At 66.1% G+C, this 11,843-nt stretch carries 13 protein-coding genes and 1 tRNA gene; 3 read left to right on the top strand and 11 right to left on the bottom strand.

The features are described from left to right. Positions 1 to 1,287, bottom strand: a complete 1,287-nt coding sequence (locus LB525_RS16745) for an efflux RND transporter periplasmic adaptor subunit (RefSeq protein WP_224545444.1) — start codon at positions 1,285 to 1,287, stop codon at positions 1 to 3. A gap of 132 nt (positions 1,288 to 1,419) precedes the next feature. Between LB525_RS16745 and LB525_RS16750 the strand changes: the two genes are divergently transcribed. Together LB525_RS16750 and LB525_RS16755 are read left to right on the top strand one after the other, a co-directional pair. Continuing rightward, entirely contained in the window at positions 1,420 to 2,322 is a 903-nt protein-coding gene (locus tag LB525_RS16750; protein ID WP_224545445.1) for a PhzF family phenazine biosynthesis protein, read from the top strand. Between the two features lie 162 nt (positions 2,323 to 2,484). Beyond that, positions 2,485 to 2,560, top strand: a tRNA-Lys gene (locus LB525_RS16755). Positions 2,561 to 2,736: 176 nt separating this feature from the next. Here the strand turns inward: LB525_RS16755 and LB525_RS16760 are convergent. The 8 genes from LB525_RS16760 to cbiE all read right to left on the bottom strand — a co-directional run bounded on the left by LB525_RS16760 (position 2,737) and on the right by cbiE (position 9,608). After that, positions 2,737 to 3,069, bottom strand: a complete 333-nt coding sequence (locus LB525_RS16760) for a hypothetical protein (RefSeq protein ID WP_224545446.1) — start codon at positions 3,067 to 3,069, stop codon at positions 2,737 to 2,739. A gap of 229 nt (positions 3,070 to 3,298) precedes the next feature. Beyond that, a complete protein-coding gene (gene cobT, locus LB525_RS16765) occupies positions 3,299 to 4,309 on the bottom strand; it encodes a nicotinate-nucleotide--dimethylbenzimidazole phosphoribosyltransferase (RefSeq protein WP_140839902.1) in 1,011 nt (336 codons plus the stop codon). Between the two features lie 24 nt (positions 4,310 to 4,333). Next, positions 4,334 to 5,101, bottom strand: coding sequence for an adenosylcobinamide-GDP ribazoletransferase (locus LB525_RS16770; protein WP_224545447.1), 768 nt, complete (start codon positions 5,099 to 5,101; stop codon positions 4,334 to 4,336). Beyond that, the gene (locus LB525_RS16775) at positions 5,098 to 6,414 is read right to left on the bottom strand and encodes a cobyrinate a,c-diamide synthase (RefSeq protein ID WP_224545448.1); all 1,317 of its coding nucleotides are present in this window, start codon (positions 6,412 to 6,414) and stop codon (positions 5,098 to 5,100) included. Before LB525_RS16775 ends, LB525_RS16770 begins: the two co-directional genes overlap by 4 nt. Further along, positions 6,411 to 7,208, bottom strand: coding sequence for a uroporphyrinogen-III C-methyltransferase (gene cobA / locus LB525_RS16780; protein ID WP_140839908.1), 798 nt, complete (start codon positions 7,206 to 7,208; stop codon positions 6,411 to 6,413). The genes LB525_RS16775 and cobA overlap by 4 nt, the downstream gene beginning before the upstream one ends. A 14-nt stretch (positions 7,209 to 7,222) precedes the next feature. After that, the gene (gene cobM / locus LB525_RS16785) at positions 7,223 to 7,987 is read right to left on the bottom strand and encodes a precorrin-4 C(11)-methyltransferase (protein WP_224545449.1); all 765 of its coding nucleotides are present in this window, start codon (positions 7,985 to 7,987) and stop codon (positions 7,223 to 7,225) included. Continuing rightward, on the bottom strand, positions 7,984 to 8,370 hold the full coding sequence (locus LB525_RS16790; protein WP_095764849.1) for a cobalamin biosynthesis protein: 387 nt from the start codon (positions 8,368 to 8,370) through the stop codon (positions 7,984 to 7,986). The genes cobM and LB525_RS16790 overlap by 4 nt, the downstream gene beginning before the upstream one ends. Beyond that, entirely contained in the window at positions 8,367 to 9,608 is a 1,242-nt protein-coding gene (gene cbiE, locus LB525_RS16795) for a precorrin-6y C5,15-methyltransferase (decarboxylating) subunit CbiE (protein WP_224545450.1), read from the bottom strand. The genes LB525_RS16790 and cbiE overlap by 4 nt, the downstream gene beginning before the upstream one ends. Position 9,609: 1 nt before the next feature. On the opposite strand from cbiE, the gene LB525_RS16800 reads away from it, so the two are divergent. Continuing rightward, positions 9,610 to 10,377 carry a cobalt-precorrin-6A reductase gene (locus LB525_RS16800; protein ID WP_224545535.1) on the top strand — a complete coding sequence of 256 codons (768 nt, stop codon included), beginning with the start codon at positions 9,610 to 9,612 and terminating at the stop codon, positions 10,375 to 10,377. Here the strand turns inward: LB525_RS16800 and LB525_RS16805 are convergent. Both LB525_RS16805 and LB525_RS16810 read right to left on the bottom strand, forming a co-directional pair. Next, on the bottom strand, positions 10,341 to 11,105 hold the full coding sequence (locus LB525_RS16805) for a precorrin-3B C(17)-methyltransferase (RefSeq protein WP_224522771.1): 765 nt from the start codon (positions 11,103 to 11,105) through the stop codon (positions 10,341 to 10,343). The genes LB525_RS16800 and LB525_RS16805 overlap by 37 nt on opposite strands. Next, positions 11,102 to 11,839 carry a precorrin-2 C(20)-methyltransferase gene (locus tag LB525_RS16810; protein WP_263482300.1) on the bottom strand — a complete coding sequence of 246 codons (738 nt, stop codon included), beginning with the start codon at positions 11,837 to 11,839 and terminating at the stop codon, positions 11,102 to 11,104. Before LB525_RS16810 ends, LB525_RS16805 begins: the two co-directional genes overlap by 4 nt. Positions 11,840 to 11,843 lie beyond the last annotated feature (4 nt).

Raw genomic sequence — 11,843 nt, forward strand, 5'->3', positions numbered from 1 at the left:
TCAGCTCCGCTGCTGCGCGCCGGTGATGACTTGCGCGCCTTCATCGAGGCCGGAGGTGATCTCGGTCAGCTCGCCGTCGGTCGAGCCGATCCTGACGTTGACCGGACGTGGCCGGCCGTTCTCCAGCACATAGAGCGTTCGCGAGCCGTCGGTCGGCGCCTTCGTCGCCTCGCGCTGCCGGCTGGGGCGGCCCATGCGGCCGGTGAAGAGGTCGCTAAGGCTCCAGCCGCGTGCCTGCTGTTGCATCGGGCGATAGCGGAAAGCGGTCGACGGGACGGTAAGCACGCTTTTGGCCTGCCGAGTCACCACCGAGACCGTGGCCGTCATACCGGGCCGCAAGAGAAGCTCGCCATTGTCGACTTCGAGGCGGGCATTGTAGGTGACAACGCCGTCGGTGGTGACCGAGGCGTAGGAGATGTCGCGGATCTCGGCGTCGAAGGGTCGGTCCGGGAAAGCGTCGACGGTGAAGCGGGCGTGCTGGCCGGGCTTGACCTCGCCGATATCGGCCTCGTCGACCGCAGCCTGCAATTCCATGTTACGAAGGTCGGCGGCGATGACGAAGAGCACCGGCGCCTGCAGCGAGGACGCGACGGTCTGGCCAGGGTCGACCGAGCGCGTCAGCACGATGCCGTCGATCGGCGCATAGATGGTGCTCTTGGCGAGATCGGTCTGCTGCGCCTTGAGATCTGCCTGAGCGATGGCGAGATTGGCTTCGGCGCTGTCGAGCGCCGCCTTCGAGCGGTCGCGCGTCGCCGTCGCCGCTTCGAGCGACTGGTCCGTCGCCATGCCGCGCTTGGTCAGCGCGTTGGCGCGCACAACCGCGTTCTGGTTTTCCTGCAAGGTCACCTTGGCGTCCTCGACGGCGGCCGCCGCCGCCTTGGCGGAGGCGGTGGCGCGCTCGATCTGGACCTCCAGCTTGGCGGTGTCGAGCGTCGCCAGCACGTCGCCCTTCTTGACCTGCTGGTTTTCATTGGCCGCGACCGAGCGGACGATGCCGGAAAGCTCGCTGGAGATGTCGACCTGGGTCAGCGGCTGCAGCGTGCCGGTGGCCGATACCGCGACAGTGAGGTCGGCGACCGCCGCGGGCACGGCGGTGTATTCGATCCTGGGAGGTGCTGCGGCATACGACCGATAGAGGGCAATGCCGGCCGTGATGATCGCTATCGTCAGCAGCGCGTAGAACCAGAAGCGGCGACGCTTGCGGCTCACGCCCTTGCGGTCGAGCCCGAGCGCTGCCTCTATGGAAGTACCGGATTCCGCGTTTGGCGGATTGACAAGCTGGTCCACGCCGGACCCCTATGCTGAAAATGGATGTCCCTATCCGTCCACAAATCAGGCCTTAAGGTTCGAATTTCAAATTAAATTTCCCTCATGTTTGGATTGAGGCAGAAATTCGGGGCGAGGCGAAAGGTTTTCTCCATGGCGCGCAATTACTTGCTTTACGATGTGTTTACCACCGAAAGGCTGGCTGGAAATCCGCTTGCGGTGGTGCTGGACAGCGACGGGCTCGACACTGCCGGCATGCAGGCGATCGCACGTGAATTCAATCTGTCTGAGACAGTGTTCGTGCTGCCTCCCGACAATCCGAAGCATCGCAACCGCATACGCATCTTCACGCCCGACTATGAGATGCCTTTCGCGGGGCATCCGACGGTCGGCTCGGCGATCGCGCTGGCCGAACTCGCCGGCGAGGCCGCCGGCATTTTCGTGCTGGAGGAGAATATCGGGCCGGTGCGTTGCGCGGTGAGCAAGCATGACGGCTCGACATTCGCTGAGTTCGACCTGGCGAAACTGCCGGAACCGCTGGAGCTCAAGGCTGACCCGGACGCGATCGGCGCCGCGCTCGGCCTTGCCCCGCACGAGATCGGCTTCGAGAATCACCGCGTCGCCTTCTGGTCGGCCGGCGTGCCTTATGTGACGATTCCCGTTGCCGGCCTGGAGGAGGCGGCCAAGATCCGGCTCGACAACCAGGCGTGGTCGGAATTGGCGCCGCGCAAGAGCGAATGGGCCTTCGCCAGCCCCTATGTCTATTGCCGCGAGACGGTGCATCACGACAGCGCCTTCCATGCCCGCATGATCGTGCCCGGCACGCCTTCCTATGAGGACCCGGCGACCGGTTCGGCCGCGGCCGCCTTTGCCGGCGCCATCATGCATTTCGACGCCCCGACCGACGGCATCTCGCAGCTCTGGATCGAGCAGGGGCTGGAAATGGGCCGGCCGTCGCGCATCCGGCTCGAGCTCAATGTCGATGGCGGGAAACTGGCCTCTGCGCGCATTGGCGGCCACGCGGTCAAGGTGGTTGAAGGCAAGCTATTTGTGTGACACCTGCGGGCTTTTTTGGCAGGCATGATCTTTTTCCGAAAAACCGGAATCCACTTTTCGCGATCATGCCGTGTCGATTTGTCGGGAAATGATCCGGCAGGGCTGGACATGACCGAAAGCGGCGGCTATATGCGCCGCCGACGCTGGTTTTCCCGGCGGTGTGGGTGTGTAGCTCAGTTGGTAGAGCAGCTGACTCTTAATCAGCGGGTCCACAGTTCGATCCTGTGCACACCCACCATTTTTTCCGATGGTATTTCTCCTTTTTAGCCCGCCTTCGCGGCGGATTGAGCTGTTAAAGCTCAAGACCTGCAACGATCGCCCGTCAGACAGCTCTCATGACGATTGATGCCCAACCGGCGATCGCAGGATCAAGCCGCAAGTGCCAATGCCGCACTAGGCCACGGAAGATGTCTGCTACGCCTGGAAGAATTCCTCGATGTCATCCAGAACGGTGATGGTCGCAACGATGTCCAATGGGTTGTCCCAGTCGACATGAAGAAAGAATTCAACGCCTCCTGCTTCCCCGCCGGCCACGCCGTGGGGGCCAACATTGGTCACATAAACATTAGCGGAGCCAAGATTTGGGCGCCCAAGCGTCTTCGGTCCGCCACCAAAGCCACCGAAGGCAGGTATAAATTCCGCTGCTGTTATGATCACCACCGAGTCTAGGTTGATCGGGTCCCAATTGAAGTTCTGACGAATTGTACCTTTCATTCCCCGGTAGAGTACTCTAATTGAACGAGCCATACCTTCCTCCTTTTCTGAAGAAACCTCAATTATGGGGTAATAACGAGGTATGATTTGGCATGGCGTCAGAGTTTTATCTGTGAGGATGATCACAAATCATTTGTAATTGTTGGTAAGAGGATCTTTAAGTGATCCGTGGTCAGATCAGTGCAGCCGTCAAATCCGCTAAATTTAGATAATATTAAGCCGATTTGCAGAAACAGAAATTGCGTAAGCCGGACCAATCCCGTCACTTTTCAGAAACGCCGGCCTCGGCAAAGCTCGCCATCTTCGCGTGGCATTCCAGTGCCGAACGCACGATGTTGACGGCAAGGCAGGCGCCGGAGCCTTCGCCGAGCCGCATGCCGAGATCGAGCAGCGGCGGCAGGCCGAGCGCCTCGAGCAGGCGGCGGTGGCCGGCTTCGGCCGAGACATGGGCGGCGATGGTGTGGGCCAGCCCGGTCGGATGCAGCCTCGCCAGAGGTGCTGCGGCTGCGGTGCAGACGAAGCCGTCAAGCAGCACCGGCACGTTGTTCTTGCGCGCGGCGAGTGTGGCGCCGAGGATTGCAGCCAGCTCGCGCCCGCCAAGGGCGGCAGCGATCTTCAGCGGGTCGGAGAGCGCATCGGCATGGCGCTTGAGGCCGGCCTCGATGGCGACGACCTTGCGCAGCAGCCCGGCATCGTCGACGCCGGTGCCGCGGCCGGTCCATTTTTCCGCGCCGCCGCCGAAAAGCGCCGTCGAGATCGCCGCCGCAGGCGTCGTGTTGCCGATGCCCATCTCGCCGAAGCAGACGAGGTCGAGATCCTTGGTTACCGTGTCGTAGCCGGCCGAGACGGCGGCGAGGAACGCCTTTTCGTCCATCGCCGGCGCTATCGTGAAATCGCCAGTCGGATGGTCGAGGTCGAGCGGAATGACGTCCAGCTTGGCGCCGGCGACGCGGGCAAGCTGGTTGATGGCCGCGCCGCCGCCGGCGAAATTCGCCACCATCTGTACCGTGACTTCCGAAGGATAGGCCGACACGCCCTGCGCGGTGACGCCGTGATTGCCGGCGAAGACGACAACCTTCACATGGTCGAGCTTCGGCATGTCGCGCGCCTGCCAGCGGCCGAGCCAGGCGGCGATCGCTTCCAGCCGGCCGAGACTGCCCTGCGGTTTGGTCAGCGTGTCCTGGCGCCTCGCGACGGCGCTGGCGGCCGCATCGCTGCCGGACGGGAGGTCGAGGCAGGCGGCGCGAAGGTCTTCGAGGGATTTGAAGCTCATGGGGGCAAGGTCTCCGAAAGTGAATCAGGAAAGGCGGATGGAAGCGACGAGCAGCACGGCGATCTCGCCGAGCTGCTGCAGCGCGCCGATCGTGTCGCCGGTCTGGCCGCCGATCTGGCTTAGGCAAAGCGCGCGGAACGCCATGAAGACCAGGCCGAGCAGAATGAGCGCCGCTATCGCGCCGCCAAGGCCGAGCGCCAGCAGCGCCACCGCGCCGAGCGCGGCGCCGATGATGGCGGTCTCGGCTGTTACGGTCCCGGCGTTGGCAGACAGGCCGTCGCTGCGGGCCGGCGGCAGAAGATGCATGAAGGCGCCGAACAGGCCACGCGAGCCGGCATGCGCGGCGAGCAGCGCCAGGAAGACGTGGCCTGGACCGGCGAGTTCGGAAAGCGCGCTCCAGCGGATGAGCAGCGACAGCCCAAGCGCTGCAGCACCATAGGCGCCGATGCGGCTGTCGCGCATGATTTCCAGTTTCCTGTCGCGCGTCCTGCCGCCCCAAAAGCCGTCGGCGATATCGGAAAGCCCGTCCTCGTGCAGGCAGCCGGTGACGAGCATCGTCGCGGCGAGGGTGAGCGCCGCGGCCGGGCCGCTGGCAAGACCCAAACTATAGGCGATGGCGTAGATGAGCGCGCCGATGATCGCCACCGCGAGGCCGGCGAAGGGCGCCGCCCAGATCGCATCCGCCAGGCTGCGGCCGCCGAAATCACCCGACGGCAATCTCAATCTGGTGAAGAAGACGAGGCTGAGGCCGATATCGTCAAGCACTTGCCGGGGCGCGGAAGGGCCGCTCATGCGCCCCTCGCAATGGCATGGAAGAAGGTGCCGCTGACATGGCCGCGCCGGTAGCCGGAGGCGCCGAGCGGATTGCCCTGGCCGTCGGCGAGATCGGCCAAGGGCTCGTCATTGCCGGTGCCCGTCATCTGCGCGTAGTGGAATTCGTGACCGCGGATCAGCGTGCCCTCCGGCCCCAACGGACAGGCGGCGCGCAGCCGCGCCTCGCGATAGCCGAGATTCATCTTGCGTTTGGCGAAGCTGGTCGAATGGCCAAGCAGGCCAAGCATCTTGTGGCTCTCGCCCTCCGCGTCTTCCAGCACTTCGCCCAGCACCATGAAGCCGCCGCACTCGCCGTGAATCGACTTGGTCGCCGCAAAGCGCGCCATTCCTGCCTCGAAGTTGGTCGCGGCCGCGAGCTTGCCGGCATGCAGTTCGGGATAGCCGCCAGGCAGCCAGCAGACATCGCAGTCGGGCGAGGGCGCCTCGTCGGCAAGCGGCGAGAAAGGCACGATCTCGGCGCCTGCCTTGCGCCAATGCGTGGCGACATGTGGATAGAGGAAGGTGAAGGCCGCGTCTTCCGCCAGCGCGATACGCTGCCCGGGCGGCCGCAAGGCATCGCCAAAATCGCCGGTCGCCGGTTCCAGCGGGGTGGCCAGCGCCAGGATGGCGTCGATGTCGAGCGACTTCTCGACCATGTCGGCCAGCCGGTCGAGATGCGCCATCAGGTTCTCGTATTCGCCGGCCTGGACGAGGCCGAGATGCCGCTCCGGCAGGTTGAGCGTCGGATCGCGCAGGATGGCACCGACCACGGGCAGGCCGATCGCCTCGATGGCGTCGCCGGACAGGCGGCGATGGCGTTCGCTGCCGAGCCGGTTGAGAATGACACCGGCCATGCGCACGTCCGGATCGTAGGTGGCAAACCCCTTGGCCACTGCCGCCGCCGTGGTCGACTGCCCGGAAACGTCGAGCACCAGAAGTACAGGCAGGCCGTAGAGGCGGGCGAGATCGGCAGCCGAGCCGGAGCGGCCTTGCGGCGCGGGGATGCCGTCGAACAGGCCCATCGCGCTTTCAAGGATAATGTATTCGGCGTCGTCCGCGGCTTCGGCCGCTAGCGCATTGAGCAGAGAAGGCGACATCGCCCAGCTGTCGAGGTTGACGCCTGACAGGCCGGTCGCGGCGGCGTGGAAGCCCGGGTCGATATAGTCTGGTCCGGACTTCGCGCCGCGCACTTTCAGCCCGCGCCGCGCAAGCGCACGCAACAGGCCGATGGTGACGCTGGTCTTGCCCGAGCCGGAGCGCGGCGCGCCGACGATGATTGCGCGCGCCGTCATGCGCCGCCCGTCAGTGCCGCGCGCATGGCGACGATGCCGCCGACAACGATCAGCGCCGGCGAAGCGAGCCCGGCGGCCGCGGCCTCGTCAGCGATGTTGGCGAGCGTGGCGACGACGATGCGCTCCTGCGGCGTGGTTGCCGCCACGATCACGGCGGCCGGGGTCGATGGCGCGAGGCCGCCCTCGAGCAGCTTTGCCGCGATCACCGGCAAATTGGCCATGCCCATATAGACGACGACCGGCTGTCCGGTGCGGGCGATCGCGGTCCAGTCGATGTCGTCATCGGTGCCGGCGGCGTGGCCGGTGGCGAGAATGACCGCCTTATTGATGCCGCGCATGGTGGTGGGAATGCCGGTGGCAGCCAGCGCGCTGAGGCCGGAGGTCAGGCCGGAGAGCACCCGGAACGGAATTTCTTCGCCGGCGAGCGCCAGAGCTTCTTCGCCGCCGCGGCCGAAAATATAGGGGTCGCCGCCCTTCAGGCGCACGACTCGGCGGCCTTCGCGCGCCAGCCGCACGAGAAGCGCGTTGATGTCGTCCTGCTTCATCGAGGGCTGGCCGCCGCGTTTTCCGGCGTAGAAGAGCTCGGCGCCTTGAGCGACCGCCACGACGTCGGGCGAGACCAGCGCGTCATAGACCAGCGCATCGCATTGCCCAAGTGCCGCCAGCACCTCCAGCGTCAGGCAGCCGGGGTCGCCGGGGCCGGCGCCTGCCAGCCAGACATGGCCTGGCTCAAGCTCGCGCGGCTTGAAGTTCAGCCGCGCCAGCGCCTGCTCCACATTAGCCCGTCCGTTCATATTGGCGCCGCCGTTCACAATCCGTCCCGTCCGCGAAAACGCCGCTGGTAGTGGGCGTCGTACAATGAGCTTTCGCCGAAATCCTGCGCGGCGAGAGCGCTGCCGACGAAGATGATCGCGGTGCGTTCCATCGGGCTCTCCGCCAGTTGCGCTTCGATGGTGCCCAGCGTGCCGGTCAGGATGCGCTCGTCCGGCCAGGAGGCGCGGAAGACGACCGCGACCGGACATTCGGCGCCGTAAAGCGGGGTTAGATCCGCCACGATGCGGTCGATGGCATGGATGGCGAGATGGATGGCTAGCGTGGCGCCGGTGCGGCCGAAGCCGGCCAGCGTCTCGCCCGGCGGCATTTTCGAGGCGCGGCCGGAGATGCGGGTCAGCACCAGGCTTTGCGCGAGCTCGGGAATGGTGAGCTCGCGGCGAAGTGCTGCCGCCGCCGCCGCGAAAGAGGGCACGCCTGGGGTCAGCGAGTAGGGGATGCCGTGCTTTTCCAGCCGCCTGATCTGTTCGGCCACCGCGCTCCACACCGAAAGGTCGCCGGAATGCAGGCGCGAGACGTCGTGGCCGGCCTTGTGCGCGGCGACATATTCGGCCTCGATCTCGTCAAGCGACATCGGCGCGGTGTCGATCAATTTGGTGCCTGGCGCGCAATGCTCGAGCAGTTCCGGCGCGACGATCGAGCCGGCATAGAGGCAGACCGGGCAACTGGCCAGGAGCCGGGCGCCGCGCAGCGTGATGAGATCGGCGGCGCCCGGGCCGGCGCCGATGAAATGGACGGTCATGCGGCGCCTCCGCCAAGAGCGATGGCGCAGGTCACCGGACCGAGCACGATACGCGGTCCAAGCAGTCTCGCACCTTTTCCGGCCGCGGCCAGAGCCGAGGCTTCCGAGACAGAAGGCGTGCCGGCCTGGGCCTGCGACGCTTCGGAGCGACTGACCGTGCCGGACGAGACGGATCGCAGCGCGGCGTCGGAGATGACGAGCACGGGGAGGTCGAGGTCTCGGCCGGCAAGGAAGATCGCCGGCTCGTCGCGCTTGATTTCGCCTGTCGCCAGCGCGGAAAGCGCCGTCATCGCCAGCCCGTGCGCTTCGAGCGCGGTCTCGACCGCGGCGCGAACGTCGCCCGCCGTCACGCCTTTGCGGCTGCCGATGCCCGCGACCATCATGGCTTGACCCAGCTCCACTGCGTGACCGGCATGGCCGGACGCCATGATTGCATCGATCCGACAGGCGCCGCGCGCGACAGGGCGATGCGGGTCAGGTCGCCGCCACGCCTGTTGTGCTGGTCGAGCAGCAGCGCCTCCATCTCCAGCGTCACCGCATTGGCGACTAGCCGGCCGCCGGGACGCAGCGCCTTGATCGCCTGCTCCAGCACCCCGGCATCGCTGCCGCCGCCGCCGATGAAGATGGCATCGGGCGTCTCCAATTTTGCCAGCGCCTTAGGCGCGGCGCCCTCGATCACGACGAGGCCGGGCACGCCGCAATGCGCGGCGTTGCGAGCGATGCGGGCGGCGCGTTCTGCGTTAGCCTCGATGGCGATGGCGCGCAGCGAGGAATGAGCCAGCATCCACTCGATGCCGATCGAGCCGGAACCGGCGCCGATGTCCCACAGCAGTTCGCCGCGCCGGGGCGCCAGCGCCGACAGCGTGATGGCGCGGATCTCGCGCTTGGTGATCTGACCGTCATGCTCGAACAGATGATCGGCGAGGCCGACGGTCAAGGGCAGGATGCGCGCATCCGGCGTCGATTCAATTTCGAGCGCCAGCACGTTGAGCGAATTGATGTTTTTGAGATCGAAGGCATCGGCTCGAGCGGCGCGGCGCATCTCATCGGGGCCGCCCAGCGCTTCGAGGACCGTGAATCGCGACGGGCCGAAACCGAGTTCGTCGAGCAGCGCGGCGATAGCAGCCGGAGCGTCGCCATCCGATGTCAGGGCAAGGATGCGCGCGCCGGGGTGGAGCAGGGGCCGGATCAGGTCGATCGAATGGCCGTGCAGCGAGATGGTCTCGACGTCCTGCAAGGCCCAGCCGAGGCGCGATGCCGCGAGCGACAGAGATGAGGGCGCCGGCAGGACGAGCATCTGTTCCGGTTCTACCTTGCGCGCGAGCGTGACGCCGACGCCGTGAAAGAACGGGTCGCCGGACGCGAGCACGCAGACGTCCTTGCCCGCGAGCGCCAGCACGTCGCGCATTTCCGCGTCGAAGGGTGTCGGCCATGAGCGGGTTTCGCCGTTGGCGAGGGAAGAGACGAGCGCAAGATGCCGCCTTCCGCCGAACACGACGTCCGCCTGCGCAATCCGCTGCTTGGCCTCGTCGCCGAGACCCGCTACACCGTCCTCGCCGATGCCGACGATGGTGAGCCATTTTGAGGCTGGCTTGGCGGCGCGCGGACCCTTAGCAGGCATGATGACCCACCATATCCTGATCCTCGGCGGAACGACGGAAGCCCGGCAATTGGCCGGGAAGCTCGCCCGCCGCGACGATTTTTCGGTCACGCTGTCGCTGGCCGGCCGCACTGAAAGCCCGGTCGCGCAAGGCGTGCCGGTGCGTGCCGGCGGCTTTGGCGGCGCAGATGGGCTGGCTGCCTATCTTCGGGAAGAACACGTCGATCTGCTGATCGACGCCACGCATCCATACGCCGCGCGTATTTCGGCCAATGCCGCCGAAGCGGCAAGGCAGACGGACGTGCCGATCCTGGCGCTGCGCCGTCCCGGCTGGGAACCCGTGACGGGTGATCGCTGGACGCTGGTTGACAATGTCACCGAGGCGGCACGTGCGCTCGGCACGGCGCCGCGTTGCGTCTTCCTGGCGATCGGCCGGCAGGAGGCGGGCGCGTTCGAGGCCGCTCCGCAGCACCGTTGTCTGATCCGCAGTGTCGATCCGGTCGAGCCGAAGCTTGGCGTGCCCGATGCGCTTTACCTCCTGGCGCGTGGACCGTTTCCGGAAGCGGACGAAAGGGCGTTGCTCGAAAAATACGGTATCGATGCCGTCGTTTCCAAGAACAGCGGCGGCGAGGCGACCTATGGCAAGATCGCCGCTGCGCGGGCGCTCGGCATCGAAGTGATCATGATCCGCCGACCGCCTTTGCCGGACGTTCCTTCGACTGAGACCGTCGATGCGCTGGCGGCAAAAGTCGATCATCTTTTCGACGCCGTTGCAGAACGCGGCGTGTAGACCAGCGCTGGTTTTTCGCCGCGCTTGATGATGCGGGTCTCCGGCGAGCCGATGATGATGCAGGTCGCCATGTCGGCCTTTTCGGCGTCGGCGTCCGCCAGCAGAGAGACTTCGATGCGCTCGTCGGGCCGGCCGGCAGCCCGGCCGAAGATCACTGGCGTGGTGCCGGGCAGGATCGCCTTCAGGCATTCGAAGGCGCGGCCAAGCTGCCAGGGGCGAGCCTTGCTGATGGGATTGTAGAGCGCGACGACGAAGCCGGCGCCGGCCGCTGCCAGCAGGCGCAATTCGATCAGGTCCCACGGCTTCAAATTGTCGGAGAGCGAGATGGCGCAGAAATCATGGCCGAGCGGTGCGCCGATGCGGGCGGCGACGGCAAGCATCGCAGTCACGCCCGGGACAACCGAGATGTCGATGGCACGCCATTCTTCAGGGCCGGCTTCGATCGCCTCGCAAACGGCGGCGGCCATGGCGAAAACGCCGGGATCGCCGCCGGAAACGACGGCGACATTGTGGCCTTCTGCGGCCTTGGCCAGCGCTTCGTTGGAGCGGGCGAGTTCCTCGCGGTTGTCGGAGGCGATGCGGGTCTGGTCCGGCCGCAGCTCCAGCCGGTCGAGATAGGGCTTGTAGCCATAGAAGAAGGAAGCCTCGGCCACGGCATTGGCAGCCTGCGGCGTGACCTGGTCGGCATTGCCGGGTCCGAGACCGATGACGGTAAGGCGGCCGCTCATGCCTTGGCACCCGGGCGAGCCGACCAGCCGGCAACCAGCACGATGGCGAAATAGGGCGCCTTGTCGTCCGATTTTTCGGCCAGCCGCATCGAGACGCTGCCCGGCATGGTGCCGCGCTCGACATAGACGGCCTTCGCCAGCTTGCCGGTCGCTTCCAGCGCGCGGCGGATTTTTGGCAGGTTGCGGCCGACCTTCATGATGACGGCGGCATCTGTGTCGGCGAGGCGGCGGGTCAGCTCGAACTCGCTCATCGTGCCGGGCAGCACACTCAGCACGTCGTCGCCCTGGACGATCGGCAAGCCGGTGGCGGACCAGCAGCCGGACATGGCGGTGACGCCGGGGATGACCTCGGTCGGGAAGCGGTGCGCCAGCCGCACATGCAGATGCATGTAGGAGCCGTAGAAGAGCGGATCGCCCTCCGACAGCACCGCCACGATCCTGCCGGCGCCGAGATGCTCGGCCACCTGTTCGGCCGATTGCTCGTAGAAATCGGCGATCTGCGCGCGGTAGTCGTCGTGATCCTTATCGATCTCCGTCGTCACCGGATAGAGCAGCGGCAGCTCGATCATGTCCGGCCGGAAGCGCGCCTCGACGATGGCACGCGCATTGCTGTTGTTGCCGCGCTTGGCGAAATAGGCGACGACGTCCGCCTCTGCCAACGCGCGCGCCGCCTTCAGTGTCAGAAGCTCCGGATCTCCGGGGCCGGTGCCGACGCCGACCAGACGGCCTTTCATGATC

The sequence above is a fragment of the Mesorhizobium sp. CA16 genome (assembly GCF_020165175.1).
GTDB lineage: Bacteria > Pseudomonadota > Alphaproteobacteria > Rhizobiales > Rhizobiaceae > Mesorhizobium.

Coding starts and splice junctions, on each gene's coding strand:
- LB525_RS16750 (WP_224545445.1), top strand. CDS start 1,420: ATGGCGCGCAATTACTTGCTTTACGATGTGTTTACCACCGAAAGGCTG.
- LB525_RS16760 (WP_224545446.1), bottom strand. CDS start 3,069: ATGGCTCGTTCAATTAGAGTACTCTACCGGGGAATGAAAGGTACAATT.
- cobT (WP_140839902.1), bottom strand. CDS start 4,309: ATGAGCTTCAAATCCCTCGAAGACCTTCGCGCCGCCTGCCTCGACCTC.
- LB525_RS16770 (WP_224545447.1), bottom strand. CDS start 5,101: ATGAGCGGCCCTTCCGCGCCCCGGCAAGTGCTTGACGATATCGGCCTC.
- LB525_RS16775 (WP_224545448.1), bottom strand. CDS start 6,414: ATGACGGCGCGCGCAATCATCGTCGGCGCGCCGCGCTCCGGCTCGGGC.
- cobA (WP_140839908.1), bottom strand. CDS start 7,208: ATGAACGGACGGGCTAATGTGGAGCAGGCGCTGGCGCGGCTGAACTTC.
- cobM (WP_224545449.1), bottom strand. CDS start 7,987: ATGACCGTCCATTTCATCGGCGCCGGCCCGGGCGCCGCCGATCTCATC.
- LB525_RS16790 (WP_095764849.1), bottom strand. CDS start 8,370: ATGATGGTCGCGGGCATCGGCAGCCGCAAAGGCGTGACGGCGGGCGAC.
- cbiE (WP_224545450.1), bottom strand. CDS start 9,608: ATGCCTGCTAAGGGTCCGCGCGCCGCCAAGCCAGCCTCAAAATGGCTC.
- LB525_RS16800 (WP_224545535.1), top strand. CDS start 9,610: ATGACCCACCATATCCTGATCCTCGGCGGAACGACGGAAGCCCGGCAA.
- LB525_RS16805 (WP_224522771.1), bottom strand. CDS start 11,105: ATGAGCGGCCGCCTTACCGTCATCGGTCTCGGACCCGGCAATGCCGAC.
- LB525_RS16810 (WP_263482300.1), bottom strand. CDS start 11,839: ATGAAAGGCCGTCTGGTCGGCGTCGGCACCGGCCCCGGAGATCCGGAG.